General features: G+C 73.7%; 21 protein-coding genes and 1 pseudogene. 14 read left to right on the top strand and 8 right to left on the bottom strand.

Features of this window, described 5'->3' with window-relative positions:
* Window positions 1-735: 735 nt before the first annotated feature.
* The gene (locus tag ACIGAN_RS00005; protein WP_365098822.1) at window positions 736-981 is read right to left on the bottom strand and encodes a WhiB family transcriptional regulator; all 246 of its coding nucleotides are present in this window, start codon (window positions 979-981) and stop codon (window positions 736-738) included.
* A 236-nt stretch (window positions 982-1,217) separates the two neighbouring features.
* Here ACIGAN_RS00005 and ACIGAN_RS00010 point away from each other — a divergent pair, with 236 nt between their 5' ends.
* Window positions 1,218-2,012 carry a VOC family protein gene (locus tag ACIGAN_RS00010; RefSeq protein WP_399854228.1) on the top strand — a complete coding sequence of 265 codons (795 nt, stop codon included), beginning with the start codon at window positions 1,218-1,220 and terminating at the stop codon, window positions 2,010-2,012.
* 57 nt (window positions 2,013-2,069) lie between these two features.
* Here the strand turns inward: ACIGAN_RS00010 and ACIGAN_RS00015 are convergent, their stop codons facing one another.
* Window positions 2,070-3,107: a LacI family DNA-binding transcriptional regulator gene (locus tag ACIGAN_RS00015; protein ID WP_399854229.1), complete on the bottom strand. Its 1,038-nt coding sequence runs from the start codon at window positions 3,105-3,107 to the stop codon at window positions 2,070-2,072.
* 109 nt (window positions 3,108-3,216) lie between these two features.
* The gene (locus ACIGAN_RS00020; RefSeq protein WP_399854230.1) at window positions 3,217-4,215 is read right to left on the bottom strand and encodes a multicopper oxidase domain-containing protein; all 999 of its coding nucleotides are present in this window, start codon (window positions 4,213-4,215) and stop codon (window positions 3,217-3,219) included.
* Between the two features lie 189 nt (window positions 4,216-4,404).
* Between ACIGAN_RS00020 and ACIGAN_RS00025 the strand changes: the two genes are divergently transcribed.
* The gene (locus ACIGAN_RS00025; RefSeq protein ID WP_399854231.1) at window positions 4,405-6,882 is read left to right on the top strand and encodes a ThuA domain-containing protein; all 2,478 of its coding nucleotides are present in this window, start codon (window positions 4,405-4,407) and stop codon (window positions 6,880-6,882) included.
* Between the two features lie 56 nt (window positions 6,883-6,938).
* Window positions 6,939-9,080, top strand: a complete 2,142-nt coding sequence (locus ACIGAN_RS00030; protein WP_399854607.1) for an OmpL47-type beta-barrel domain-containing protein — start codon at window positions 6,939-6,941, stop codon at window positions 9,078-9,080.
* On the opposite strand, the gene ligD is transcribed toward ACIGAN_RS00030, so the two are convergent.
* Window positions 9,067-10,095, bottom strand: a complete 1,029-nt coding sequence (ligD, locus tag ACIGAN_RS00035) for a non-homologous end-joining DNA ligase (RefSeq protein WP_399854232.1) — start codon at window positions 10,093-10,095, stop codon at window positions 9,067-9,069. The genes ACIGAN_RS00030 and ligD overlap by 14 nt on opposite strands.
* 74 nt (window positions 10,096-10,169) lie before the next feature.
* Between ligD and ACIGAN_RS00040 the strand changes: the two genes are divergently transcribed.
* Complete coding sequence (locus ACIGAN_RS00040; RefSeq protein ID WP_399854233.1) at window positions 10,170-11,234, top strand: ATP-dependent DNA ligase; 1,065 nt, start codon at window positions 10,170-10,172, stop codon at window positions 11,232-11,234.
* Window positions 11,235-11,322: 88 nt separating this feature from the next.
* Here the strand turns inward: ACIGAN_RS00040 and ACIGAN_RS00045 are convergent, their stop codons facing one another.
* Window positions 11,323-12,513, bottom strand: a complete 1,191-nt coding sequence (locus ACIGAN_RS00045) for a zinc-dependent alcohol dehydrogenase (protein WP_365098829.1) — start codon at window positions 12,511-12,513, stop codon at window positions 11,323-11,325.
* A 204-nt stretch (window positions 12,514-12,717) separates the two neighbouring features.
* On the opposite strand from ACIGAN_RS00045, the gene ACIGAN_RS00050 reads away from it, so the two are divergent.
* Window positions 12,718-13,698 carry a DUF3048 domain-containing protein gene (locus ACIGAN_RS00050; protein WP_399854234.1) on the top strand — a complete coding sequence of 327 codons (981 nt, stop codon included), beginning with the start codon at window positions 12,718-12,720 and terminating at the stop codon, window positions 13,696-13,698.
* An 11-nt stretch (window positions 13,699-13,709) separates the two neighbouring features.
* Here ACIGAN_RS00050 and ACIGAN_RS00055 read toward each other — a convergent pair whose 3' ends face one another.
* Window positions 13,710-14,174 carry a MarR family winged helix-turn-helix transcriptional regulator gene (locus ACIGAN_RS00055; protein ID WP_399854235.1) on the bottom strand — a complete coding sequence of 155 codons (465 nt, stop codon included), beginning with the start codon at window positions 14,172-14,174 and terminating at the stop codon, window positions 13,710-13,712.
* A 195-nt stretch (window positions 14,175-14,369) separates the two neighbouring features.
* Between ACIGAN_RS00055 and ACIGAN_RS00060 the strand changes: the two genes are divergently transcribed.
* From ACIGAN_RS00060 to ACIGAN_RS00090, 7 genes are all read left to right on the top strand, one after another.
* Window positions 14,370-15,125: a CoA transferase subunit A gene (locus ACIGAN_RS00060; protein WP_399854236.1), complete on the top strand. Its 756-nt coding sequence runs from the start codon at window positions 14,370-14,372 to the stop codon at window positions 15,123-15,125.
* Window positions 15,125-15,769 (top strand): CoA transferase subunit B, encoded by a 645-nt coding sequence (locus ACIGAN_RS00065; RefSeq protein ID WP_365741383.1) that lies wholly within the window; start codon window positions 15,125-15,127, stop codon window positions 15,767-15,769. Before ACIGAN_RS00060 ends, ACIGAN_RS00065 begins: the two co-directional genes overlap by 1 nt.
* Before the next feature lie 94 nt (window positions 15,770-15,863).
* On the top strand, window positions 15,864-16,637 hold the full coding sequence (gene pcaH, locus ACIGAN_RS00070) for a protocatechuate 3,4-dioxygenase subunit beta (protein ID WP_365741385.1): 774 nt from the start codon (window positions 15,864-15,866) through the stop codon (window positions 16,635-16,637).
* Window positions 16,638-16,642: 5 nt separating this feature from the next.
* Window positions 16,643-17,248, top strand: a complete 606-nt coding sequence (gene pcaG, locus ACIGAN_RS00075; RefSeq protein ID WP_365741387.1) for a protocatechuate 3,4-dioxygenase subunit alpha — start codon at window positions 16,643-16,645, stop codon at window positions 17,246-17,248.
* Window positions 17,245-18,540 carry a 3-carboxy-cis,cis-muconate cycloisomerase gene (pcaB, locus tag ACIGAN_RS00080; RefSeq protein ID WP_399854237.1) on the top strand — a complete coding sequence of 432 codons (1,296 nt, stop codon included), beginning with the start codon at window positions 17,245-17,247 and terminating at the stop codon, window positions 18,538-18,540. Before pcaG ends, pcaB begins: the two co-directional genes overlap by 4 nt.
* Entirely contained in the window at window positions 18,537-19,658 is a 1,122-nt protein-coding gene (gene pcaD, locus ACIGAN_RS00085; protein ID WP_399854238.1) for a bifunctional 3-oxoadipate enol-lactonase/4-carboxymuconolactone decarboxylase PcaDC, read from the top strand. Before pcaB ends, pcaD begins: the two co-directional genes overlap by 4 nt.
* A 64-nt stretch (window positions 19,659-19,722) precedes the next feature.
* The gene (locus tag ACIGAN_RS00090) at window positions 19,723-20,514 is read left to right on the top strand and encodes an SDR family NAD(P)-dependent oxidoreductase (RefSeq protein WP_399854239.1); all 792 of its coding nucleotides are present in this window, start codon (window positions 19,723-19,725) and stop codon (window positions 20,512-20,514) included.
* Between the two features lie 18 nt (window positions 20,515-20,532).
* Here the strand turns inward: ACIGAN_RS00090 and ACIGAN_RS00095 are convergent, their stop codons facing one another.
* Entirely contained in the window at window positions 20,533-23,214 is a 2,682-nt protein-coding gene (locus tag ACIGAN_RS00095; protein WP_365097761.1) for an ATP-binding protein, read from the bottom strand.
* Between the two features lie 517 nt (window positions 23,215-23,731).
* On the opposite strand from ACIGAN_RS00095, the pseudogene ACIGAN_RS00100 reads away from it, so the two are divergent.
* A pseudogene (locus ACIGAN_RS00100) lies at window positions 23,732-23,842 on the top strand (DUF2510 domain-containing protein); the annotation flags it as partial.
* Window positions 23,843-24,112: 270 nt separating this feature from the next.
* Window positions 24,113-25,222 (top strand): hypothetical protein, encoded by a 1,110-nt coding sequence (locus tag ACIGAN_RS00105; protein WP_399854608.1) that lies wholly within the window; start codon window positions 24,113-24,115, stop codon window positions 25,220-25,222.
* Between the two features lie 154 nt (window positions 25,223-25,376).
* Here the strand turns inward: ACIGAN_RS00105 and ACIGAN_RS00110 are convergent, their stop codons facing one another.
* Window positions 25,377-25,985: a TetR/AcrR family transcriptional regulator gene (locus ACIGAN_RS00110; RefSeq protein ID WP_399854240.1), complete on the bottom strand. Its 609-nt coding sequence runs from the start codon at window positions 25,983-25,985 to the stop codon at window positions 25,377-25,379.
* Between the last annotated feature and the right edge of the window lie 113 nt (window positions 25,986-26,098).

Consider the following 26,098-nt stretch of genomic DNA (forward strand, 5'->3'; position numbering starts at 1 on the left):
GGGGGCCGGGGCCCGCGGGGGGGCGCTGCCCCCCGCCCCGGGGCCCCCCCCCCGCGCCGCGGGGGGCGCCCGCGCGGGCGCCCCCCCCCCCCCCGGGGCCCCGGCCGGGGGGGGGGGGCGGGGGCCCCGGGCTGTCCGCCCCCCCCGCAGCGCAGCGGGGCGCGCGGGATGAACTCGGGGCGGGCGGGCGGCCGGTGCGGAGTAGGACACGCGAGGCGAACCGGCGACAGACGGAGCGACACGGACGGCGGGCCCGGCACGGAACGCGCGGGTCGGCGCGGCAGGAGCCGGCGAACCGGGGGACACGCAGGGCGGCGGGGGCGAGCGGTGCGGAGCAAGGCGGTACGCCGCGGGGCGATCCCGTGCTGCGCGGAGCGAACCGGGACGCAGGCCGGCGCGGACGACCGGCGCGGCGCGGGACACGCGGAGCGAACGCGGGAAACAGGGCGCGGAGCGCGTGGCTGGCATGACGCGGGACGTGGGACCCGCGGAGCGAAGCTGGGCAAGGCGGAGCGGCGCGGGTGACCCGTGCGGCGCAGGACGCGCGGAGCGGAGCGAACCGGGCCGCAGGACGTGGCGCGGGCGAGCGGCGCGCACGGTCCTCGGCGCAGCGGGGGCCCAGCCGTGCGGCCGATGCCGCCGATGCGGTCCGTGCCGTCGGTGCGGCCGGTCATCTCGGCGCTTCGGTCATCTCGGCGCTTCGGTGCTGTCCGCGCTTCGGTGCTGTCCGCGCCCTCAGCGTGATGCCCGGCGGAGTTCCAGCCGTTCCTTCTCCGACATCCCGCCCCAGACACCGAAGCGCTCGTCGTGGTCGAGCGCGTACTCCAGGCAGGCCGTGCGGATCGGGCACAGACCGCAGATCCGCTTCGCCTCCCGCACCGAACTGCCGGGCTCCGGGAAGAAGAACTCCGCCCCGGTCTGCGCGCACAACGCTTCCTGCTGCCAGGCGAGTTCGGGCGAGGTGATCGTGTCGATGTGCATGGGCAGCAGCGTCCCGGCCGCTGCAAAACGTTCGATCAACGCGCGATCAACACGGCGTTCACGGACCCGCGACCGTGGTCGATCGTCGCCCGCCGGGGCCGCAGACGCACGGCGGCGCGCGGCGGCACACGAAAGGAGACGGACGCGTCCGGCCGCGCGGCGACCCCGCGCCCGCCCTCCGGCGGTGCGAGACTCTGCAGAGCGGCCGAACGGTCCCCTGTGCGAGGAGGGCGAGGATGCTCACCACCCGTTATGTCAGCGGCGCTCCGAACTGGATCGATCTCGCCACCCCCGACATCGACGGCGCGGCGGTCTTCTACGAAGCCCTGTTCGGCTGGCGGTTTCAGCCGGGCGGGCCCGAGGTCGGCGGGTACGGCCTCTTCCAGCTCGGCGGCCGGACCGTCGCCGGCGGCATGCGGACCACGCCGGAGCAGGGCCCGCCCTCCTGGACGGTGTACTTCCAGACGCCGGACGCGGACGCCACCGCCGAAGCGGCCCGGCAGGCGCGCGGCTCGGTGCTGCTGCCGCCCATGGACGTCCAGGACCTGGGCCGGACGGCGATCCTCGCCGACCAGGCCGGGGTGCCGTTCGGCCTGTGGCAGCCGGGCCGGACCCGGGGCCTGGACGTCGTCGCGGAACCCGGCTCGCTGTGCTGGGCCGAGCTGTACACGGCGGACGTCCCGGCCGCCGCCGCGTTCTACCACTCGGTGCTGGGCCTGGAGACCTACGGCGTCGACCTGCACGGCAGCACGTACACCACGTTCGGCCCCGCCGGGGAGGACGAGGACGCCATGTTCGGCGCGGTCGTGCCCCTCGCCGAGGACCCGGCCGAGCACGAGCCCCATTGGCTGCCCTACTTCGAGGTCGCCGATCCCGACGCCGTCGCCGCCGTCGCCCAGGAACACGGCGGCACCCTGCGCATGCCCGCCGCGGACCTGCCCGACGTCGGCCGCGTCGCCAGACTCACCGACCCCTACGGCGCCCGCTTCGCCGTGATCCGCCCCGAACCACGGCGAGACCAGGCCTTGTAGTCCCACTGTCCGGCAGTCCCGCGGTCCGGCAGTCCGGAGCGTGGGGACCCGCTCCCTCTAGGCCGATGCCCGCCGCACCAGCGTCGTCGGCAGTACCACGCTCGACGGTGGGGTGGCGACCGTCTCGTCGGGGTGGGCGCGGTCGAGGCCGTGGAGCAGGAGGCGGGCCATGAGGCGGCCCATCTCCTCGATGTCCTGGCGGACCGTGGTGAGGGGCGGGTCGGTCTGCTCGGCGACGGGCTGCATGTCGTCGAAGCCGATCACGGCCACGTCGTCCGGGACGCGGCGGCCGGTCTCGCGCAGGACGCGCAGCGCGCCGGAGGCCGTGAGGTCGTTCGCGGCGAACACCGCGTCCAGGTCGGGACAGCGCTCGAGGAGTTCGCGCATCGCCCGTTCGCCCCCGGCCGGGGTGAAGTCGGCCTCGGCGATCAGCCGCGGGTCGGCGTCCGCCATGACGTCCCGGTAGCCGTCCAGGCGGTCCACGGCCGACGTCTGGTCCAGGGCGCCGGTGATGTGCGCGATCCGGGTGCGGCCGAGGCCGGCCAGGTGGCGGACGGCGTCGCGGGCTCCGCCGCGGTTGTCGCTGTCGACGTAGACCACGTCGCTCCGGCCGTCGCTCCAGCCGGGCCGCCCCCCGAAGACCGTCGGGACGCCCGCCCGCTGGATCAGCTCCGGCAACGGGTCGTCGAGGTGGAGCGAGAAGACGAGGGCACCGTCGACGTGGCCGCCGGCGAGGTATCGGGCGACCCGGGCGTGGTCGTCGCGGCCCTCGGTGAGGAGCAGCACCAGCTGGTTGTCGTGGGCCGTGAGCTCCTTGCTGATGCCGCGCAACTGGAGCGCGAAGAACGGGTCGGCGAAGACGCGGCTCTCCGGCTCGGCGACGATCACGGCGACCGCGTCGTGCCGCCGGGTCACCAGGGAGCGGGCGGCCTGGTTGGGCACGTAGCCGAGTTCCTCCACGGCCTTGCGGACCCGCTCGACGAGGACGTCGCGCACCCCGTCCCCGCCGTTGACCACGCGCGAGACGGTGGCCCGCGAGACACCGGCCCGGGCGGCCACGGCCTCCAGGGTGGGACGCGGCGCTGTGTCGGTCACTTCGGGGCTCCTCACCTGCGGCTGCGGATCAGGATAGCCCTGGCCGCACCGCCGGGTGAGAGCGCTCTCGCCCCCGAGTGAAGTCCTCGCGCGTCCGTCCGCGCGTCCGTCAGTGCTCGTGTCCGCCGTCCGCCGGCTCCTCCTCGTGCCCCTCGTGCCCCTCGTGGTGCTCGTGCGGGTCGTAGCCGGGGATCGTCCCGTCGGGCTTCTTCACCAGGAACAGGCCCACCATCCCCATGTCGGAGTGGCTCTGCACATGGCAGTGGTACATCCAGGCGCCGGCCCCCACCCCCTCCCCCGCGATCACCTGGAAGCCGAAGGAGTCGGCCGGTCCGGTGATCTTGTTGTCGATGACCTGGCTGGGGTCGTCGGGGCCGGTCAGCATGCCGGTGCGGTTGTCCGCCCAGCGGTGACCGTGCATGTGGAACGTGTGGTAGAACTCGCCGTGCGTGATCACGATGAACTCGACCCGGTCGCCCACCGTGGCCTCGAAGTTCGGCCCGGAGTGCGGCGCCTGGTTGTTGATGCGCATGTCGTTGAAGACGACCGTGTGCGTGCGGTCGGGCAGGACGTCGCCCTTGCGGCGCACGATGACCGGCCCGAACAGGCCCTTCTGCAGCCCCACGGTGCCGTGTTCGGTGCCGACGACGTGGTCGTGGTAGTGCCAGTAGCCCGCGCTGCCCGCCCGCCAGGTGCCGTCCTTGCGCCGGCCCGGGGCGTGGGTGCGCCAAGTGTAGGTGCGGGTGCCGCCCGGTTCGACGTGACTGCGGTTCAGTTTCGTGCCGTCACTGGTGATCTCGTAGTCCAGGCCGTGCACGTGCAGGCTGACCGGCACGTCCATGGTGTTCTCGAACTCGACGTGCAGGGTGTCGCCCTCGTTCAGCTCGATCAGCGGGCCGGGGACCGTGGCCTTGCCCTTCTCCAGGCCGTAGCCCATCTGCCCGTCCGCCAGCTTCTCGGCGTACATCCTGATGCGCTTCACCTCGCCCCCGGCGGGTGCCGTCTTCACCGGTCCGTCGGCGCTGATGGCCTCCGGCGCCACGGACAACGATGTCGCGACGGCCGCGCCGCCCAGCAGCACGCGCCGGTTGAAGCTGCGTCTGTCCATGCGGAACTCCCCACCCTGGTAAGGCTCTTACGGAGGCGTACCTGTGATGAACCGGTGAGACGGTACCGGCCGCGCTGCCGTTTATCCACACTCAAGACAAAGTTGGTGCCATCCCGGTCATAGCTATTGGCGTGATGGGCAAAGGGGTTTAGCTTCCTTGGCGGTGTCGCTGTGACCGAGGAGGTGCCCATGCACTTACGAGGGCTGAGCAGGAGAAGACGCGTCTGGGCGGCCTCGGTGGCCGCCGGGGTCGTGACCGCCGGGCTGCTGTCGGGGCCCGCCGCGAGTGCTCGTCCGTATCCGGAACCACCCTTGACAACGATGTCGATCAAGTCGCCGCCGGGCGGCGCGAACGTACGGGTACTGGTCTTCCACGGTTCCGCGGCCGGGGAGGAGTCCCCGCTCGTGAACGCCGCGATCGAGGCCGTCGAGGACATCGGGCTGACCGGCCCCACGAACCGCCGCTACAAGGTCCAGGCGACCGGCGACGCCTCGGTGTTCACCGACGACACGAGACTGGGCCGCTTCAACGCCGTCGTGTTCCTGACCGGCGGAGGCGACGTCCTGGACCCGGAGCAGGAGGCGGGCCTGGAGGCGTACATGGAGGCCGGCGGCGGGTTCGTCGGCATCCATGACGCGGCGCGCGCGGAGCCGTACTCGGACTGGTTCACCGGTCTGGTGGGCGCCCGGCCGGCCGCGTCGAGTCCCACGGCCGTGCAGCGGGCGACCGTGGAGGTCGGCGACCGCCGGCACCCGGCGACCAAGGACCTGCCGGTGCAGTGGAAACGCCCGGACAAGTGGCTGAACTGGGTGAAGAACCCCTCCGGAGAGGTCCACACGGTGGCCCGGGTACGGGAGTCGACGTACCAGCCGGGCACCGGCGCCAACGGCTCGGACCACCCGGTCAGCTGGTGCCGGGACTACGACGGCGGCCGCTCCTTCTACACGGGCATGGGCGGCACGGTCTCGTCGTACGACGAGACCGACTTCCGGGCCCATCTGCGCGGCGCGCTGATGTGGACGACCCGGCTGGAACAGGCCGACTGCAAAGCGGCCATCAACGCCAACTACGCGGCGGAGCGGCTGACCAAGCCCAACCAGCCGGGGCAGAACGACCAGATCGGCGAGCCGCACGGGCTGGTCACCGCCCCCGACGGCCGCGTCTTCTACATCGGCCGCGGCGGTGCCGACTCCTCGCAGCCGGTGATCACCGACTGGAACAACCCGGACATCGGCAAGGGCAAGGGCGAGATCCACGTCTACGACCCGAAGACCAAGCAGGTCACCCTGGCCGGCGCGCTGACCGTCTTCGGCAACAAGGGCGGCGGCGACGAACTGGTCAAGGTCGAGGAGGGCCTGCTCGGCATCGAACTGGACCCGGAGTTCGCACAGAACGGGTGGGTGTACCTGCACTACACGCCGCACGAGCGGATCAACCGCGAGACGCGCATGGCGGAGCGGCGGGTCTCCCGGTTCACGCTCGACCAGGCCACGAACAAGCTGGACCTCGCCAGTGAGAAGGTCCTGCTGAAGTGGCCGGTGCAGATCCACAGTTGCTGCCACGCGGGCGGCGGGCTGGCCTGGGACTCCAAGGGCAACCTGTACATCGCCACCGGTGACAACAACTCCAGCGGCTTCAGCGGCGGTTACTCGGGCAACAACCCCGAACCGAACTACAAGGGCGTCTCGTTCGCGGACGCGCGCCGCACCGCCGGCAACACCAACAACCTCAACGGCAAGATCCTGCGCATCCACCCGGAGCCGGACGGCACGTACACGCTGCCCGAGGGGAACCTCTTCACCGGCAAGGAGACCGACGAGGGCGGCGGCAAGACGCGCGGCGAGATCTATGTGATGGGCGTGCGCAACCCGGCGCGCATCTTCGTCGACAAGTCGACCGACGTGCTCTACGCGGGCTGGGTGGGACCGGACGCGGGCGCGCCGTCGACCACCTGGGGCCCGGCCAAGTACGACACCTTCGCGGCCATCACCAAGGCGAGCAACCGCGGCTGGCCGTACTGCATGGGCAACAAGCAGCCCTACCGGGACCGCAACCTGCCGGACCCGTCCAAGCCGCTGGGCTGGTACGACTGCGGCCACCCGAAGAACGAGTCGCCGAACAACGACGGCCTGGTCAACCTGCCGCCGGTGACCGGCAACAACATCTGGTACTCACCCTCGGGCGGCGCGCCGGACTACCCGCGGGACGCGAACGGCGTCCCGTCGTACAAGCCGGAGGAGGCCACGTACAGGCTGCCCTGGCTCAAGGGCGGCGGGCAGGCGGCGATGAACGGGCCGGTGTACCGGTCCGACGCGGTCGCGGCCGACAGCACCGTGAAGTGGCCGGCCTACTGGGACGGCAAGTGGTTCGTCGGTGACTTCTACGACGCCGACCAGCCGCGCCACGCGGTGCTGATGGACCCGAAGACGCAAGGAGACGGCGGTCTGCCGGTGCACGCGGAGTCGCTGAAGAAGATCGTGCCGATCGGCAACGACGGCATCAAGAACCTGATGGACTGGAAGTTCGGTCCGGACGGCGCGCTGTACGTCCTCGACTACGGCCGCGGCTTCTTCACCTCGGACTCCAAGTCGGCCCTGTGGCGCGTCGTCTACAAGGGCGGCGGGCCGACCCCGGCCGCCGGTCAGCTGGCGAGGGGGACCGAGTGACACGGCACCTACCGCACCGGAGAGTCTGGGCCGCCCTGCTGGCCGCCCTGCTCGTGATGCTCGGCCTGCAGGCGATGCCCGCGGCCGGGCAGGCACAGGCGCCGGCCGCCGAACAGGTGCTCACCTGGACGGCCGGCAACGACATCGACAAGTACCTGTCGGCGCCGAAGACGGCGGTCGCCGGCCAGGCCACGATCGTCTTCGAGAACAGCGCGGCCACCGGCAACACCACCGGCATGCCGCACACGCTGACGTTCGTGACGAGCGACCCCGAGTTCAACAGCGATGTGCAGCTGAACCTTCTGGCCAATCCCAACGACGCCCAGGGCGGCAAGCACACCGCCCAGGTCACGCTCACGCCCGGCCGGTACTTCTACCACTGCACCATCCCCGGCCACGGCCAGATGCAGGGCATCCTCACGGTGACCGAGGGCACCGGCGAGGACACCACCGCGCCCGAGGCGTCGGCGCACGTCAGCGGCACGCAGAACACGCAGGGCCAGTACGTCGGCTCCGCGAGCGTGGCGCTGCACGCCACCGACGAGGGCGGCTCCGGTGTCGACCGGATCGAGTACGCGCTCGGCGCCACGGGCGCCTGGCAGCCGTACACCGCGCCGGTCGTCGTCGACCAGGTCGGTGACCACACGGTGCGCTACCGGGCGTTCGACAAGGCGGGCAACGTCTCCGCCGAGAAGAGCGCCGCGTTCACGGTCGTGGCACCGCAGTCGGACGACACCACCGCGCCGGAGACCTCGGCGACGGTGACCGGCGAGCGGAACGCGGACGGGGCGTACGTCGACATGGCGACGGTCACCGTCTCCGCGTCCGACACCGGCTCCGGGGTCAACACGATCGAGTACGCGATCGGCTCCGGCGCCTGGCAGCCGTACACCGCGCCCGTGATGGTGCACCAGGTGGGCGAGCACACCGTCCGCTACCGCGCCACCGACAAGGCGGGCAACGTGGCGGCGGAGAAGAACGTGCGGTTCACGGTCGTCGCGGCGCCGCCGCAGGACACCACCCCGCCGGTGACGGGCGTGACCGTGGAGGGCACGAGGAACTCCGCCGGGGCGTACGTCAACAGCGCCCGGGTGACCGTCACGGCGACCGACGCGCACGGCTCGGGCGTCGAGCGGATCGAGTACTCGCTGGACGGCGGGCCGTACCTGGCCTACTCGGCGCCGGTGGTGGTGGACCGGGCCGGTGCGCACACCGTGGCGTACCGGGCGACCGACAAGGCCGGCAACACCTCGGCGGCCCGCACCGTGACCTTCACGGTCGTCTCCGGCGGGGTCCCGGCGCCGAACTGCCCGGAGTACGACGAGCGGCTGACGGTGTTCGTCGGCACGGTCGACTCGGGGGTGCGCAACCGGGTCACCGACAACCGGTGCCGGATCGGCGAGCTGATCGAGGACGAGAAGGAGTGGACGTCCCACGCGTTGTTCCTCAAGCACGTCACGTCCGTCCTGGACGCGCTGCTGAAGGAAGGCGTGATCGACCAGCGCGAGTACAGCGCCGTCCGCAAGGCGGCCCGCCAGTCGGGCATCGGCAAGCCGGGGCAGACCGAGGGCTACCGGTCGCTCTTCGACGGCAGCGCGGAGTCCCTGGCCAAGTGGCAGCACGTGGGCGGCGGTTCGTTCGGGCTGAACCCGGACGGGACGATCACCTCCAGCACCACCACGCCGGGCATGGGCATGCTGTGGTTCCCGCAGCGCAAGTACGGCGACTTCTCGCTGAAGCTGCAGTGGCGTGACGACGCGCCCGGCACCGGCAACACCAACTCGGGTGTCTTCGTCCGCTTCCCCTGGGTCCACGACCACCCGGAGGAGTCGCGCCCGGAGTGGGTCGCCATCAAGTACGGGCACGAGGTGCAGGTGTTCGACCGGCCCGACGGCGACATGTACAAGACGGGCTCGATCTACGGTTTCGACCGCGTGGGCCTGGCCGGCGCGGGCGTGACGCAGAAGGGCACCTGGAACGACTACGAGATCCGCGTGGAGGGCCAGCACTACTCGGTCTTCCGCAACGGCGTGCTGATCAACGAGTTCGACAACACCGGCGGCCAGGAGTTCACTCCCCCGCGCTCGGACGACCCGGGCACGGACGGGCGGCGCTTCTCCTCCGGCTACATCGGGCTCCAGGTGCACGGCACCACGGACGTGGTCTCGTTCCGCGACGTCCGGATCAAGGAATTGTAGGAGGCGCCTGTTTGCGGGCCCTGCTCGGCTGTACCCGTCTGGGTTCTCCCGGCATCTTCGGATACTCGGGCGGGTACGGCAGGTCGCCGAGACCGTGGTCGTGTTCGTCACGGCGGGCGAGGTCGAGCAGGGCCTCCAGCGAATAGCGGTGGTCGTCCATGTCCGCGTGCACGTCGCCGAGTTCGGCGAAGCGCGCGGGCATGGTCGCGAGATCGAAGTCCCGCGGGTGCGCGACCCCGACCTCCTCCCAGCGCAGCGGTGCGGAGACGGGGGCGTGCGGGCGGGGCCGCACCGAGTAGGCGGAGGCGATCGTGCGGTCGCGGGCCGTCTGGTTGTAGTCGAGGAAGATGCGCTCGCCGCGCTCCTCCTTCCACCACTTGATGGTGACCTGCTCGGGCATCCGCCGTTCCATCTCCCGGCCGACGGCGATGGCGGCGCGCCTGACCTGGGTGAAGGTCCAGCGCGGCTCGATGGGCACGAACACGTGCAGGCCCCGGCCTCCGGAGGTCTTGGGGAAGCCGCGCAGCCCGCCGAACTCGTCGAGCACGGCCCGTAGTTCGTGTGCGGCGCGGGCGGCGTCGTCGTAGTCGGTGCCGGGCTGCGGGTCGAGGTCGATGCGCAGTTCGTCGGGGCGGTCGACGTCGTCGCGCCGGACCGGCCAGGGGTGGAAGGTGAGGGTGCCGAACTGGGCGGCCCACACCACCGCGCCGACCTCGGTCGGGCACATCTCGTCGGCGCTGCGGCCGCTGGGGAAGGTGATGTGCGCGGTCGGGATCCAGTCGGGCATGTTCTTCGGCGCCCGCTTCTGGAAGAAGTTCTCACCCGCCACGCCCTCGGGGTAGCGCTCCAGGGTGGTCGGCCGGTCGCGCAGGGCGCGCAGGATGCCGGGGCCGACGGCGATGTAGTAGCGGGCGAGGTCCAGCTTGGTGAAACCGCGCTCCGGGAAGAAGACCTTGTCCGGGCTGGACAGCCGTACGGTCCGGCCGTCCACCTCCAGTTCCACCGCGTCACCCATGTCCGTCACGGTAGGCGTAGCCCGCATACCTCGCACATCGGGCAGATCGCTGCGGGTGCGCGCAGAATCGAGCCATGGATCTGCCGGTGATGCCCCCTGTGCTGCCGATGCTCGCCAAGTCCGTGGCGGCGATCCCCGCGGGCATGCACTACGAGGCGAAGTGGGACGGGTTCCGGGCGATCGTGTTCCGCGACGGGGACGAGGTCGAGCTGGGAAGTCGCACGGGAAAGCCGCTGACCAGGTACTTCCCCGAGCTGGTGGCGGCCGTGCGGGAGCGGTTGCCCGAGCGGTGCGTGGTGGACGGGGAGATCGTGATCGCGCGCGAGGGGCACCTGGACTTCGACGCGCTGTCGGAGCGGATCCATCCGGCGGACTCGCGGGTGCGGACCCTGGCCGAGCGGACGCCGGCCTCCCTGGTGGCGTTCGACCTGCTCGCCCTCGGGGACGCGTCGCTGATGGGCGCCCCGCTGACCGAGCGGCGGGAGCGGCTGGCCCAGGCGCTGTCCGGGGTGACGGCGCCGGTGCACCTGGCTCCGGCGACCACGGACATCGAGGTGGCGCGGCAGTGGTTCGAGCAGTACGAGGGGGCGGGGCTGGACGGTGTCGTCGCCAAGCCGCCGGCCGGGCGCTACCGTCCGGACGAACGGGCCATGTTCAAGATCAAGCACGAGCGGACGGCGGACGTCGTGGTCGCCGGGTACCGGCTGCACAAGAGCGGCCCGGTGGTGGGCTCGCTGCTGCTCGGCCTGTACGACGACCGGGGCGCGCTGCAGCACGTGGGCGTGTCCGCGGCCTTCACGATGAAGCGGCGGGCGGAACTGGTGACGGAGCTGGAGCCGCTGCGCATGGACGACGTCTCCGGACACCCGTGGGCGGCCTGGTCCGAGGAGGCCGCCCACGAGACGGCCCGGCTGCCGGGGGCGCCGAGCCGCTGGTCGGGCCGGAAGGACCTGTCCTGGGTGCCGCTCAGGCCGGAGCGGGTGGCCGAGGTGGCGTACGACCACATGGAGAACGGGCAGCGCTTCCGGCACACCGCCCGTTTCCGCCGCTGGCGCCCGGACCGGACCCCCGAGAGCTGCACGTACGCGCAGTTGGAGGAGCCGGTCCGCTACGACCTGGCGGAGATCCTCGGCACGTGAGGCCGCCGGCCGGAGGAGCTCGGGCGCTCCCGGCGCGGGCGGCCCGCGTCGCGGCCCGGGCGGTTCCGGCACCCGTGACCCTGGCCGCTCAGGGCTGCATCAGGATCTTGACCGCGCCGTCCTGCTTGCGCTGGAACATCTCGTACGCGTGCGGCGCCTCCGACAGGGGCACGCGGTGGGTGGCGAAGTCGTCCACGCCGAGCGGGTCCTCGTCGGTCAGGTACGGGATGATCTCGTCGCTCCAGCGGCGCACGTTGGCCTGCCCCATCCGCATCTGCACCTGCTTGTCGAACAGGGTGAGCATCGGCATCGGGTCGGCCATGCCGCCGTAGACGCCGGAGAGCGAGATGGTGCCGCCGCGGCGCACCAGGTCGATGGCCGTGTAGAGGGCGGCGAGCCGGTCGACGCTGAACCGCTCGGACATCGGGCCGCTCAGCTTGCGCGGCAGCAGGGCGGCGGTGTTCTGCACCAGGCGGGCCACCGCGCTGCCGTGGGCCTCGGTGCCGACGGCGTCGATCACGGCGTCCGGGCCGCGGCCGTCGGTCTCGTCGCGGATCGCCGCGACGAGTTCCTTCTCGTCGTCGAAGGACCTGAGGTCGAAGGTCTCCACCCCGCGCGCCTTGGCCCGGGCCAGCCGTTCCGGCACCAGGTCCACGCCGAAGACCCGCCCGGCGCCCTTGACCTGGGCGACCCGGCAGGCCATGTCGCCGATGGGCCCGAGGCCCAGCACGGCGATGCTGCCGCCCTGCGGCACGTCGGCGTAGGCGACGGCCTGCCAGGCGGTGGGCAGCACGTCGGAGAGGTAGACGAACCGGTCGTCGGGCGGCCCCTCGGGGACCTTGATCGGGCCGAACTGGGCCTGCGGGACGCGCAGGTACTCGGCCTGGGCGCCCGGCACCGCGCCGTACAGGCGGGTGTAGCCGAACAGGGCGGCGCCCATGCCCTCCCCGGTGACCTGGGTGGTCTCGCACTGGGTGGGCAGGCCGGTCAGGCACATCCAGCAGTTGCCGCAGGCGATCTGGAACGGGACGACGACCCGGTCCCCCACCTGGAGGTCCGGGACGCCCGCGCCGACCTCCTCGACGATGCCCATGGGTTCGTGGCCGAGGATGTCGCCGGGGGTCATGAACGGCGTGAGCACCTCGTACAGGTGCAGGTCGGATCCGCACAGGCCACTGGAGGTGATGCGGATGATCGCGTCCGTCGGTTCCTGAATGCTCGGATCGGGCACGTTCTCCACCCGCACGTCCCGCTTGCCCTGCCAGGTCACTGCCCTCATCGCTGCGCGCTCCCTCCGTCGGCGTGCGCGTCGGTCGGTCGGCGGGTCCCGGGTACCCGGATGCCCCGCGCTGAACCGTTGCGCCGATCGACGGACGCGGCCGGGACACCGTCCCGCCCTGAATGATCGGGTCTGGTCGTAGATGGTCAGATAAGCGCACAATCAAGACACATCGATGACAGGGGCGCGGTGGCGACGGTGGGCATGGGACGAGGGGTGCGCGGACGGCGCACCACGGCGACGGCGACACTGCTGGCCGTCACGGTGACGGCCGCCCTGGCCGCGGGGTGCACCGGCGGCAACGGCGCTCCCGACGACGGACGGGGTTCGTCCCGTGCCTCGCAGCGGGAGACCTCCCCCTCGGCGAGGGGTCCCGCCGCGCTCGCCGTCAAGCTCGACAACGCGCGCGCGGCACGTCCGCACACGGGCGTCGACGCCGCGGACGTGGTGTACGTGGAGCAGGTCGAGGGCGGGCTGAGCCGGCTTATGGCGGTGTACGCCACGCGGGTGCCGCAGACCGTGGGCCCGGTGCGCAGCGCCCGTGAGTCCGACCTGGAACTGCTGCGCCAGTTCCACCGGCCCACGCTGGTGTTCTCCGGGGCGCAGCAGAAGCTCCTGCCGCTGATCGACGACGCGCCGCTGCGGCCGGTGACCCCGTCCGACGCCCCGGACGCCTTCCACCGCGGCAGCGACCGGGCCGCCCCGCACAACCTCTACCTGCGGCCCGGGCGGATCGTGCCCGAGGCTCCGGGCCGGGCAGCGCTGACCACCGGCTTCCGCTACGGCTCGGCCCCGGCGGGCGGCACGGCGACGGCCTCGCGGACGGTGCGCTACCCGGCGGCCCGCTTCACCTTCACCTGGTCCGAGGCACGCGACCGCTGGCTGGTCGGCATGGACGGCGCCCCCGCCACCTCGGCCGGCGGTGAGCGGATGGCGGCGGCGACCGTCGTCGTGCAGTACGTGAAGATCCGCGAGTCCGGCTTCCGGGACTTCCTCGGGAACAACTCGCCGTACACCGAGACGGTGGGCTCCGGGAAGGCGACCGTGCTGCGCGACGGGCGGGCCTGGGACGTGGACTGGAAGCGCGCGAAGGCCACCGACGGCACCGCCTTCACCACCGGCGACGGCTCCCCGGTGAACTTCGCGAAGGGCCAGGTGTGGGTGGTGTACGCCAAGGCCTCCTGACCCGCCCCCCCTCAGCGGGGAAGCGCCGCGGGCTCCCCGGGGTGGCGCAGTTCCTCGGCCGCGTCCGCCACCCGCCGCAGGAGGTCGAGGAACACCGTGCGCTCCTCGGCGGCCAGCGGGGCGAGGAAGACCTGGTTCATCCGGGCGGTGCGCACGGTCAGCCTGCGGTGGGTGCGCGCCCCCTCGTCCGTCAGGCGCAGCAGGGAGCGGCGGCCGTCCTGCGGGTCGCGCACCTTGTCGAGCAGCCCGCGCCGCCCGAGCCGGCCGATCACCTCGGCGATGGTGGACCGGTCGAGACCCACCCGCTCCCCCACCGTGCGCTGGTCGAGGCCGGGCTCGTCGACGAGCGTGTTGAGGACCGCGTACTGGGGCGAGGTGATCTCCTCGGACACCATCGTGGTCCACAGCAGATGGTGTGCCTGCTGGAGCCGTCGGGCGAGGTGCCCGGGGTGGGTGGTGAGGTCCGCGGCCGCCATGTGCACCCCTCGGTCGATTTCGTCGGTGCACTGAACAATAGTCGGCCCGCCACGTATGTGTCTTCCGTCTCGAAGCCCTGCCGGTCGGGCCCTTGACGCCCTCGCGGTCCCGGTGGCAGCGTGAGGAACGGCTCGCCGAATACTCAGTGCCCTGACTAAGTGGCGTCGGGCGGCGCGGAAGAGAGGGCTTCTCGGATGGACAAGGTGGTCGCCACGGCCCTGGAGGCCGTGGCCGACGTGCCGGACGGCGCGTCGCTCGCGGTGGGCGGCTTCGGGCTCAGCGGCGTGCCGAACGTGCTCATCCAGGCGCTGTACGAGCGCCGGGTGTCCGCTCTGTCGGTGGTCTCCAACAACTGCGGGGCCATGGAGTCGGGGCTCGCCGTCCTGCTGGCCGCCGGCCGGATCGCCCGGGTGACGGGCTCCTACATCGGCGCCAACAAGGAGTTCGCCCGGCAGTACCTGGCCGGGGAGCTGGAGGTGGAGCTGATCCCGCAGGGCACGCTGGCCGAGCGGCTGCGGGCCGGGGGCGCCGGGATCCCCGCGTTCTACACGCCCGCGGGGGTGGGCACCCAGGTCGCCGACGGCGGACTGCCGTGGCGCTACGACGGGCAGGGCGGGGTCGCGCTGGCGTCACCGCCCAAGGAGGTCCGGGAGTTCGACGGCACGCGGTACGTGCTGGAGCGCGGCATCCGCACCGACTTCGCCCTGGTCCGCGCGGCCCGGGGCGACCGCCACGGCAACCTGGTCTTCAGCAAGTCCGCCCGGAACTTCAACCCGCTGGCCGCCATGGCCGGGCGGGTGACGATCGCCGAGGTGGAGGAGCTGGTGGAACCCGGCGCGATCGACCCGGACGCGGTGCACCTGCCCGGCATCTTCGTGCAGCGGGTGCTGGCGCTCACCCCGGAGCAGGCGGCGGACAAGAGGGTCGAGCGGCGGACGGTGAGCTCCTGATGGCCTGGACCCGCGAGGAGATGGCCGCACGGGCGGCGCGCGAACTGCGCGACGGGCAGTACGTCAATCTCGGCATCGGCCTGCCCACACTGATCCCCAACTTCCTGCCCGAGGGCGTCGAGGTCGTCCTGGAATCGGAGAACGGCATCCTCGGCACCGGGCCCTACCCCACCGAGGACGCCGTCGACCCGGACCTGATCAACGCCGGCAAGGAGACGGTGACGGTCCTGCCGGGCGCCTCCTTCTTCGACTCCGCCCTGTCCTTCTCGATGATCCGCGGCGGGCACATCGACGTCGCCGTGCTGGGGGCCATGCAGGTCTCCGCGCGGGGCGACCTCGCCAACTGGGCCGTCCCCGGCAAGCTGGTCACCGGCATCGGCGGGGCGATGGACCTGGTGCACGGCGCCCGCAGGGTCGTGGCCGTCATGACGCACACCGCGAAGGACGGCTCGCCGAAGATCCTCACCGAGTGCACCCTTCCGCTGACCGGCACGGCCTGCGTCGACCGGATCATCACCGACCTGGGCGTCCTCGACGTCACCGACGGCGCTCTGGTGCTGGCCGAGACCGCGCCGGGCGTCGGCGCGGGCGAGATCGCCGCCCGGACCGCCGCCGAACTCACCGTGCCGGAGGGCCTGACGTGACGGACGTCCACCTCGTCGAACGCCGCACGGCCCCATGCCGCTACCGCCCCGCGCCCCTCCGGGCGCCGTCCGGAAGAACCTCTCGGGGGACGTCATGACGCTCACGCAGCACGACATCGATCGGGAGATCGCGGCCGAGCGCGCCGCCTACGGCAAGCGGCTCGCCGACGGCGGTCCCGTCGAGCACCAGCCGCGCCGCGACTACGCGCCCTACCGCTCCTCGGTGCTCCGGCACCCGCGGCTGCCACCCGTCACCATCGACGTGCGCCAGGACCCGGAGCTGGTGGAGCTGGGCTCCCCGGCCTTCGGGGAGCGGGACATCACCGAGACCGACAACGACCTCACCCGGCAGCACACCGGCGAGCCGATCGGTGAGCGCATCACCGTCTCCGGCCGGGTGCTCGACCGGGACGGCCGCCCGGTGCGCGGCCAGCTCGTGGAGATCTGGCAGGCCAACTCCGCGGGCCGCTACGCCCATCGGCGCGAGCAGCACGACGCCCCGCTCGACCCGAACTTCACGGGCGTGGGCCGCACCCTCACCGACGACCGGGGCCACTACCACTTCACCACCGTCCAGCCCGGCCCCTACCCGTGGCGCCAGCACCTCAACGCCTGGCGGCCCGCGCACATCCACTTCTCGCTCTTCGGCACGGCGTTCACCCAACGCCTCGTGACGCAGATGTACTTCCCGGGCGATCCGCTGTTCCCCTACGACCCGATCATCCAGTCGGTGACGGACGACGCGGCCCGGCAGCGGCTGGTCGCCACCTACGACCACAGCCTGTCGGTGCCGGAGTTCTCGATGGGCTACCACTGGGACATCGTGCTGGACGGCCCCCGGGCCACCTGGATGGAAGAGGGGCGCTGACCGCCATGACGAGGATCGACACCAGCCGCCCCGAGAGCGTGCTGCCCACCCCCTCGCACACCGTCGGCCCGTTCTACGGCCACGCCCTGCCGTTCCGCGGCGGCGAGGACATCGCACCCGCCGGGCACCCGGACACCGTCACCGTGCACGGGTACGTCACCGACGGCGCCGGCGCGCCGCTGCCCGACGCGCTGATCGAGCTGTGGGGCCCGGACCCGGAGGGGAACCTGCCCACCGCCACCGGCTCGATGCGGCGCGACCCGGCCTCGGGCGGCTTCCTGGGCCGCAACGGCGTGGAGTTCACCGGCTGGGGACGCATCCAGACCGACGCCGACGGCCACTGGTACGCGCGCACGCTGCGGCCCGGAGCGCGCGGGCGCAGCGCCCCGTATCTGAGCGTCTGCGTCTTCGCGCGAGGGCTCCTGGTGCACCTGTACACCCGGATCTACCTGCCGGGCGACGCCGCGGCCCTCGCGGCCGACCCGCTGCTGTCCCGGGTGGCGGAGGAACGGCGCGACACGCTGATCGCGGGCGAGGAGCCGGGCGGCACGTACCGTTTCGACATCCGCCTTCAGGGCGAAGGCGAGACGGTCTTCCTGGAGTTCCAGTGACATCTCCCCTCGGCGACCCCGGCCTGCTCGCCCCCGGGTGGGCCGGCTCGCCGGCCGCGGCGGCGACCGGCGACGACGCCTATCTGCGGGCCCTGCTCGACGCGGAGGCCGCGCTGACCCGGGCCCAGGCGGCGCTGGGGCTCGCCCCGGCCGGGGCGGCGACAGCCGTGACCGAGGCGGCCGGCTCCGGCGCCTTCGACGCACGGTCCCTGGCGGCCCGGGCGCGGGCGGGCGGCAACCCGGTCATCCCGCTGGTCGCCGATCTGACCCGGGCCGTCGGCGACCCGTTCGGCCCCTACGTCCACCGGGGCGCGACCAGCCAGGACATCCTGGACACGGCGGCCATGCTGGTCGCCTCGCGCACCCTGGCGCTCGTCCTCGCCGACCTCGGCCGCACCGGCGAGGCCCTGGCCCAGCTGGCCGCCGAGCACCGCGACACGGCGCTGCCGGGGCGGACCCTCACCCAGCACGCCGTGCCGACCACCTTCGGCCTCAAGGCCGCCGGGTGGCGGTCCCTGGTGCTCGACGCCCGGGACCGGGTGAGCGCCGTGCGGGACGCGCTGCCCGTCCAACTGGGGGGCGCGGCCGGGACGCTGGCGGCGTTCGGCGCCTACGGAGCGGCCGATCCGACCGCGCTGCCGGTGGCGTACGCCCGGGAACTCGGGCTGCGCGCGCCCGACTTGCCCTGGCACACGCTGCGGACGCCGGTCGCGGACCTCGCCGGCTGCCTCGCCTTCACCGCGGGTGCCCTCGGCAAGATCGCGGTGGACGTCCTCACCCTGTCGCGCACCGAGATCGCCGAGGTCGCCGAGGGCAGCGGCGGCAGCTCGTCCGCCATGCCGCACAAGGCGAACCCCGTACGGTCCACGCTCGTCGCCGCCGCCGCCCGGCGGGCACCGCACCTCGCGGCCACGCTCTACGGGGCGATGGCGGCGGAGGACGAACGCCCGGCCGGGGCCTGGCACGCCGAGTGGGAGCCGCTGCGGGACCTGCTGCGGCTGGCCGGCGGAGCCGCCCGGGACACCGCCGAGCTGACCGAAGGGCTGCGGGTCAGGCCGGGCGCCATGCGCGCCCATCTGGACCTGACCGGAGGGGCGATCGTCTCCGAGCGGCTGTCGGCGGAACTGGCCGAGGTGCTGGGCCGCGCCCGGGCCGGGGAACTGCTCACCCGGCTGACGGCGGAAGGGCGTCCGCTCACCGAGGCGCCGGAGCTGGCGGACGCCGACCTCGATCCCACGCACTACACCGGCTCCGCCCCGACCCTCACCGACCGTGCCCTGGAGCGACGTTGACCCTGCTGCACCACCGCGCCGAAGGCCCCGCCGGCGCTCCCCCGCTGCTGCTCGGCCCCTCCCTCGGCACCTCGTACGCCCTGTGGGACCAGGTGGCGCCCGAACTGTCCGTCACCCACCGCGTGATCCGCTGGGACCTGCCCGGACACGGCGGTTCGCCGGCCGGGCTCCTCCCGGCGGGCGCCACGGTGGGCGACCTGGCCGGCCTGGTGCTGGCGCTCGCCGACTCGCTCGGCGTCGAGCGGTTCGCGTACGCGGGGGTGTCCCTGGGCGGAGCGGTGGGGCTGCAGCTGGCGGTGCACCACCCCGAGCGGCTCACCTCGCTGGCCGTGATCTGCTCGTCGGCGCACTTCGGCGGGGCCCGGCCGTGGGAGGAACGGGCCGCGCGGGTACGGCGGGAGGGGCTGGCCGCACTGGCGGACACCGCCGACGCGCGCTGGTTCACGCCCGGTTTCACCGTGCCGGAGCTGGTGGCGGACCACCGCCGGGCCGATCCGGAGGCGTACGCCGCCTGCTGTGACGCGCTCGCCGCGTTCGACCTGCGGGACCGGCTGGCGGAGATCACTGTGCCGGCCCTGCTCGTCGCCGGCCGGGAGGATCCGGCGACCCCGCCCGCGCACCTGCGGGAGATCGCCGACGCGGTGCCGGGCGCGGCCCTGGTGGAGATCCCGGGCGCCTCGCACCTGGCGCCCGCGCAGTGCCCCGAGGAGGTGCTGGCCGCGCTGCGGTCCCACCTCGGCCGTCCCGCACGAGGCGGGACGGCGGCGCGGCGCCAGGTGCTCGGCGACGCGCACGTGGACCGGGCGCAGGCCCGGCAGACGCCCTTCACGGCCCGGTTCCAGGACTTCGTCTCCCGCTACGCCTGGGGCGAGATCTGGGCCGACCCGACGCTGTCGCGCCGCGAGCGCAGCATGATCACCCTCACCGCGCTGGTCGCGCGCGGCCACCACGACGAACTGGCGATGCACGTCCGGGCGGCCCGCCGCAACGGGCTCACCCCCGAGGAGATCGGCGCGGTGCTGCTGCAGACGGCGGTGTACTGCGGGGTGCCGGCGGCCAACTCGGCGTTCGCGACGGCCCAGCGGGTGCTGGCGCAGGAGGACGGCGCGGGAGGGTGACCCTGCCGGTCGTACGCACGGCAGCAGCTCGCCCCGGCCCGTCCGGCGTGCCTACGGTGGGGGCATGTCCACCCTCCTGATCACCGGCGCCACCTCGGGGCTCGGCCGGCACGCCGCCTTCGAACTGGTCCGCGCCGGGCACGTCGTCCTCGTCCACGGCCGGGACCCGGAGCGCACCGGCCGGCTGGCCGCGGAGCTGCGCACCGAGGGGGACGCCGAGGCGTTCGTCGCGGACCTGGCCTCCCTGGCGCGGGTGCGCGAGCTGGCCGCGCACGTCGCCGACGCGCACCCCGAACTCGACGTGCTGGTCAACAACGCGGGAGTGGGCCCCGGAGCGCCCGGTGGGGGCCGCGAGCTGAGCGCCGACGGTCACGAGCTGCGCCTCGCGGTGAACTACCTCGCGCCGGTCGTGCTGACCCGGGCGCTGCTGCCCGTGCTGCGCGCGAACGCCCCGGCCCGGATCGTCAACGTCGGCTCGGCCGGGCAGGAACCGCCGGTCTTCGACGACCCCGAGTTCGGCCGCGGCTACGACGGCACCGCGGCGTACCGCCGCAGCAAGTTCGCGCTCGCCGCGCACACCTTCGCCCTCGCCGAGGAGCTGGCCGGCACCGGTGTGGCGGTGAACGTGCTGCACCCGGCGACCTTCATGGACACGGCGATGGTCCGCGAGGCGGACGTCACCCCCTGGAACACCGTCGCCGACGGGGCGGCCGCCGTGCTGGCCCTCGCCACGCGGGACCTGGGCACCGGCCGGTACTTCGACGGGACCCGCCCGGCCCGGGCGCACGAGGCGGCGTACGACCCGCGGGTGCGGGCCCGGCTGGCGGCGGTGACGGACCAGCTGGTGCGCGTCTGAGTCACCGCGGCGCGCGGCTCACCGCGGGGCGCCCGCGGCCAGTTCCGCGCGCGCCCGTTCCGCCAGTCCGTCCGCGCCGCAGGAGACCGCCAGGTCCAGGCCGCGCCGCAGGTCGGCCGTCGAACGGGCGGCGACGCCGTACTCGATGCGGGCCGCGGCGTGCTCGTACTGGCAGGGCGAGGCCTCCAGGTAGGTGACGGCCCGGGCCAGCAGCCGGACCGCGCGCTGGCCGGTCTCCAGGGCGGCGGCGCAGCGCAGGGCCTCCCCTATGGCGGTGTCCGTGCCGAAGCGCTCGGCCTGGCGGCGGACGTCGACGGCGAGCCGGGCGGCGCGGGCCGGGTCCTCGGTGCTGAGCGCGCGGGCGAGCTCGGTCGCCCAGGGCACGAGCACGGGGTTGTGGTGCCCGCGCGCGGCGGCGGCCTTCTCGGCGGCCTCCAGTTCGTTGATGCCGTCCTTGGTGCGGCCGACGGCCAGCAGCAGTCGGCCGCGCACCGACCGCGGGTCGGGCAGGACGATCGTGGAGGGGTAGGGCGGGGCGAAGCCGTACCGTTCGGCGACGTCCCAGGCCTCCTCGACCCGGCCACGGGCCAGCAGCGTGTCGACGAGGTTGCAGGTCGCGGACCAGTACAGCGGCAGGCCGCGCCCGACGCGCTCGGCGAGGCGCAGCGACTCGCGCAGGGAGGCCTCGGCCTCCTTGAGCCGGCCGCGCCTGCGGTGGCCGAGCCCGACGTAGGCATGGGCCAGGGCGAGGTGGCCGCCGCTCCAGCCGGCCGTCTCGTACGCGCGCAGGGCCTCGTTGTAGAGGGTCTCGGCCCGGTCGAGGCGGTCGGTGAACGCGTAGGCGTTGGCCAGCATCAGCAGCAGTTCGATGCCCCACTCGGTGTCGGTCCAGCCGAGGCCGGGCGCCAGGCGGCCGTTGACGAGGGCGCGGTCGCACAGCTCGGCGACCTCCTCGGCGTTCTCGCCGTGCATCAGGGCGTCGAAGCCGCGCAGGATGAGCAGCGCCCGTTCGGAGTTGTCCCGGCCGGTGCACGTGCTCGCCAGGTCGGCCAGGCGCCGGGAGCGGCCGGGCGAGGTGGTCTCGCCGGCGTGGAGGCCCTCCCACATGAAGTGGACGGCCTGGAGCCGCATCCGCGCGGGCCCGGGACCGAGCCGGGCGGCCTCCGCCTCGACCGTGCGGACCGCCTCCTCCAGCTGGTCGTTGTGCAGGAGCGCCTGGGAGAGCCGGAAGACGGCGTCCACCCGCTTCTCGCCGTCGAGTCCGGGCATGGACAACGCGGTGCGCAGGTGGCTGATCGTGCGGGCGGGTGCGGTGAGGAACGTGGCCTCGGCCAGTTCGTAGAGCACGTGCGGCTGGGACTCGGGCCGGGGCGGCTCCTTCAGGGCGCGCTCCAGGCAGCGGCGGGCGGCGTCCGGGGCGCCGACGGCGAGGTGCTCGCGGGCGGCCTCGCGCAACTGCCCGACGAGTTCCTCGTCGTCGTCCGGGTGGACCTCCAGCAGGTGCCGGGCGGCGGCCGCGGCGCCGTGCCCCTCGTCGGTGACGATGCGGGCGGCGATGCCGTGCATCGCGGTGCGCAGCGCGTCGGGGATGGAGTTGTAGACGGCGGTGGCGATGAGCGGGTGGACGAACTCCAGGTCGCCCTCGGCGCCGCGGCCGGTGGCGGGGTCCGGCTCGGTGAGGATGCGGGCGGTGCGCAGCAGTTCGGCGCAGCGGCGGGCGTCCTCGGGCCTGAGCGTGGCGAGTTTGGCGACCAGGTCGACGGAGATGCCGGTGCCGAGGATGGCCGCGGCCCAGGCGAACCGGGTCGCGTCGATGCCGAGTTCCTCCAGGCGGGCGACGAGGCCGCCGCCGCGGGCCGAGCGGTTCAGCTCGCGCAGTTCCCCGGCCCGGGCCTCGACCGGATCGAGCTCGCTGTCCTGCACCCGGGCGAGGAGTTCGACGGCCTCGTAGGGGTTGCCGGCGGTGACGGCCCAGACCTCGCGGCAGAACGCGGCGTCCGCGTGCCCGCCGAGGGTGGCGCGGGTGAGGCCGGCCGTCGCGTCCGGGGTCAGGGCGCTCAGGGTCGTGACCGGGCCGTCCGCGGCGGCCGCGACGGTGTCCAGGTGCCGGGCGCTGGCGCCGGAGAGGTCGCCCGGGCGGCGGGCGACCACGACCAGGACGGACAGCTCGTCCAGCCGCCCGGCCAGCTGGGCGAGCCAGTGCAGGGTCTCCTGGTCGGCCCAGTGGGCGTCGTCGATCAGCAGCACCAGCGGCCAGTACCGGCGGGAGAGCCGCCGCACGGCCGCGACCAGGCCGTCGCACACGCCCTGCGGGTCGGCCTGGCGGCCGCCGGGGTCCGCTATGCCGAGGGCGGGTCCGGCGATGTCGTACCAGTCGCCGAGGTACTCGCGTGCCTCCTCCGGCAGCATCGACACCAGGGCCGGCTGCAGCAGCTGCCGTACCACGTTGAAGGGGACCGACCTGAGGGTCTCGCCGCCGCGGGCCGACCAGACGGTGCAGCCGCGCGCCTCGGCGATGCGGCGGGTTTCGGCCAGCAGCGCCGTCTTGCCGAGTCCGGCCTCGCCGCTGAAGACCAGCAGTCCGCCGGTCGAGGAGCGGTCCGCGCACAGGTTGTCGACCGCCCGTGTGACGGCGGCGACTTCCTCGTCGCGCTCCCACAGGGAAGCCGAGGCGGCGGCCGTGGGCCGTACCTCCGTCATCCCGCTACCTCCCCAAGTCGCCCGAACGACGTACAGACGTCGAGCGTAGCCGTCCGACTGCCCGAGTGGAGGATGGTCGGGGCACCTGTTGCCGTGACGGGTGACTTCGGGTAAGGCCGGACGACGCGCCTGGGCCGCGACCAGCCGTCTTGGCGTCAACGGCGTGCAATTGCAAGGGAGCTGACGTTCCCTCACCGACTTCCGGGGGCACGGCGGCACCGGACGGGCCCTGACCGCCGGGCCGGCGGCCGGCGCCCTCGGGCGGTACGGGTTCGGCGTCCGGGGCGGCGGGGGACGCAAGGGCGGCGGAGACGGGGACCGGGGTGCGCGGCGGCGTCCGTCGCCGTGTGCGGCCGGGGCGGCGCTTTTCGGCCGTTTCCAGTGGGATGCGAAGGTTTCGGACTCCGGTGCGGCGACCGGGCCGGGCCCCGGTGCGGGGGCGGGCGCGCGGGCGGGTGGAACAATCGGTTCCGACTCCTCTCATGCCTCTTTCACCGACGCCTCATACGGTGGGGGCATGACGCGCGAGACTCCCGCCGGGTGGTACCCGGACCCCGGACAGACAGCGGACGGCCCCGCCACCGAGCGCTGGTGGGACGGCAGGGCCTGGACGGCCCACATCCGCCCCAAGGAGCGGCCCGGGACCGACGCCCCGCCGGCACCACCGCCGAGCGAGAGCGGCACCGCACCCCACCCGGCAGCCCCGGCACGCGCGGAGGAACCCGGCGACGCGGCGGAGGGGAGGGACACGGCGGCATCGAGCGGTGCGGCGGCACCGGGCGGTACGGGGGCAGCGGGCCATACGGGCGCGCCTGGAGGTGCGGCGGAGCCGGGCCCTGCGGGGGCACCGGGCAGTGCGGGGGAGCCGAGCGGTGCTGGGGCTCCGGATCGTACGGGGGTGCCGGGCCCTGCTGGGGCGGCGGAGCCGATATCCGCGACCGAGTCCCCTTCGGCGGCGGGTACGTCCACGGCGGCGGACGCGCCTCCCGCAGGGGCCGCCCCGGGGCATGAGGCCGGGGCCTCCCCCTTCGCGCGGGAAGCGGCCGCCGCGCCGACGCCGCAATACGGCACGGGCAGCGGCCACCCCGCGCCCTTCGGCCCTCCCCCCTCCTTCGGTCACCCCGCCTCCCCCGGCCATCCCGCGGCCGCCGGCTATCCGGCCCACCCCGGCTATCCCGCCGCGCCGCCGTCCCCGCCGCGCGGGCGGCGGCTGCGGGCCGGTATCGCCGTCGGGGCCGCCGTCGTCGTCCTCGCCGGCATCGGTGTCGGCGTGTACGCGCTGACCGACGGCGGCGGCGGTGGTTCCGCCACGTCGCAGGCACCGGGCGGCACGGGCGGTCCCTTCGGCGGTCCGGGCGGCTCCGGCGGAGACGGCGGCTCGGGCGGCTCCGAGGGTGACGGCGGATCAGGAGGTTCCGGCGGATCGGGCGGATCGGGCGGGCAGAGTCCGCAGCCCGACCGGTCCGAGCCCCCGAAGCTCAGGAGCGGCTCGGTGACCGACCCGGTCAGCGGGATCAGCCTGCCCATCCCGAAGGGGTGGTACGGGCAGCAGGGCCAGGCCGGTGCGCAGGTGACGTCCGAGGACTCCTACAAGTGCCCCGGCGACACCGCCTCCACCTGCACCGAGGGCGGCGCCTACTCCGCCCCCGCCCTGGCCCTCGGCACCAAGGGCGACACCCCCGAGGAGATCGCCAAGGCGGACATCGCGGCCAACGCCGAGGAGTCCTACGGCGGCAAGTCCTACGGCGGGATCACCTCGCACGACGTGCTGGCCTCCAAGGCCGTGACCGTGGCCGGCCAGAAGGGCTACCTGGTCCGCTGGAAGGCCGTCACGAGCAAGGGCGCCGACGGCATCGTGGAGTCGCTCGCGTTCCCCTCCCCCGTGAACACGAAGCTGATGGTCGTCGTGCGGTTCGGCGTCGACGCCGACCAGAAGGAGTCCGTCCTGGACGAGATCGCCCGCGGCATCAAGGCGTCGTCGGGCAGGGGCAACGGCCAGGACGTCTGATCCTGTGCCCCACCGCGGGCACCGGTCGGCCGAGTGGGGCGCCACCGCCGCTCACAGGGGCACCCCACCCGGCCGGGGGTGCGCACCGCCCCCGTCCCCACGGGTCGGCGCGGCCGGGTCGCCGTCCGGTCATCCGTGGACGGCGGCCCGGGTCTCAGGTCAGGCCCAGTGCCGGCAGCACCGCGGCCTCCACGAAACGCACGAGGTAGTCCGGGTCGGCGGGCCGGCCCTCAAGGACGGGCCGCAGCCGCAGCACGCCCAGCATCTGGGCCGGGATGTACGGCAGCGCCGGGTGGTCGGCGGGCACCTCCCCGCGCTCGACCGCGCGCCGGACGATCTCCTTCAGCGCGGCGATCTCCGGCTCCACCACCGCCTCGCGCAGCGCGCACTGCAGCTCCGGGTCCTGCCCGGCGGCGTGGGCGAGCGCGTGCAGCAGCTTGGTGTCGCGGCCGGACAGGTCGCCGATCGCCCGGGCGGCCTCCCGCAGGTCCTCGGCGAGCGAGCCGGTGTCGACGCAGCGCGTGCGCCGGTGGGAGCGCAGTGCCGCCGCGACGAACTGCGGCTTGGTCTTCCACTGGCGGTACAGCGTGGACTTGCTGCAGCGGGTGCTGGCGGCGATCCCCTCCATGGTGACGGCGTCGTAGCCGCACTCGCGCAGCTGTTCCAGCACGGCGTCGAAGAACTCCTGCTCACGCTCCGGCGTGATCTTGGAGCGGCGCGAGGAACCGACCTGCTCGGGTCGGTCCGCTGCCTGCGACGTCATGGCGTGTGCTCCCGGCTCTCGTCGGCGGCCGGAGTATTCCCGGCCGGTGCTGTGTTCCTCGTCTATCGATACGCCAGTGTACCGGTACGCGGCCGTATCGGTACACTGGCGTA

It is taken from the genome of Streptomyces sp. NPDC085931, from assembly GCF_044540565.1.
In the GTDB taxonomy this organism is placed as follows: Bacteria; Actinomycetota; Actinomycetes; order Streptomycetales; family Streptomycetaceae; genus Streptomyces.

Coding starts and splice junctions, on each gene's coding strand:
- ACIGAN_RS00005 (WP_365098822.1), bottom strand. CDS start 981: ATGCACATCGACACGATCACCTCGCCCGAACTCGCCTGGCAGCAGGAA.
- ACIGAN_RS00010 (WP_399854228.1), top strand. CDS start 1,218: ATGCTCACCACCCGTTATGTCAGCGGCGCTCCGAACTGGATCGATCTC.
- ACIGAN_RS00020 (WP_399854230.1), bottom strand. CDS start 4,215: ATGGACAGACGCAGCTTCAACCGGCGCGTGCTGCTGGGCGGCGCGGCC.
- ACIGAN_RS00025 (WP_399854231.1), top strand. CDS start 4,405: ATGCACTTACGAGGGCTGAGCAGGAGAAGACGCGTCTGGGCGGCCTCG.
- ACIGAN_RS00030 (WP_399854607.1), top strand. CDS start 6,939: ATGCTCGGCCTGCAGGCGATGCCCGCGGCCGGGCAGGCACAGGCGCCG.
- ligD (WP_399854232.1), bottom strand. CDS start 10,095: ATGGGTGACGCGGTGGAACTGGAGGTGGACGGCCGGACCGTACGGCTG.
- ACIGAN_RS00040 (WP_399854233.1), top strand. CDS start 10,170: ATGGATCTGCCGGTGATGCCCCCTGTGCTGCCGATGCTCGCCAAGTCC.
- ACIGAN_RS00045 (WP_365098829.1), bottom strand. CDS start 12,513: ATGAGGGCAGTGACCTGGCAGGGCAAGCGGGACGTGCGGGTGGAGAAC.
- ACIGAN_RS00050 (WP_399854234.1), top strand. CDS start 12,718: ATGGGACGAGGGGTGCGCGGACGGCGCACCACGGCGACGGCGACACTG.
- ACIGAN_RS00055 (WP_399854235.1), bottom strand. CDS start 14,174: ATGGCGGCCGCGGACCTCACCACCCACCCCGGGCACCTCGCCCGACGG.
- ACIGAN_RS00060 (WP_399854236.1), top strand. CDS start 14,370: ATGGACAAGGTGGTCGCCACGGCCCTGGAGGCCGTGGCCGACGTGCCG.
- ACIGAN_RS00065 (WP_365741383.1), top strand. CDS start 15,125: ATGGCCTGGACCCGCGAGGAGATGGCCGCACGGGCGGCGCGCGAACTG.
- pcaH (WP_365741385.1), top strand. CDS start 15,864: ATGACGCTCACGCAGCACGACATCGATCGGGAGATCGCGGCCGAGCGC.
- pcaG (WP_365741387.1), top strand. CDS start 16,643: ATGACGAGGATCGACACCAGCCGCCCCGAGAGCGTGCTGCCCACCCCC.
- ACIGAN_RS00090 (WP_399854239.1), top strand. CDS start 19,723: ATGTCCACCCTCCTGATCACCGGCGCCACCTCGGGGCTCGGCCGGCAC.
- ACIGAN_RS00095 (WP_365097761.1), bottom strand. CDS start 23,214: ATGACGGAGGTACGGCCCACGGCCGCCGCCTCGGCTTCCCTGTGGGAG.
- ACIGAN_RS00110 (WP_399854240.1), bottom strand. CDS start 25,985: ATGACGTCGCAGGCAGCGGACCGACCCGAGCAGGTCGGTTCCTCGCGC.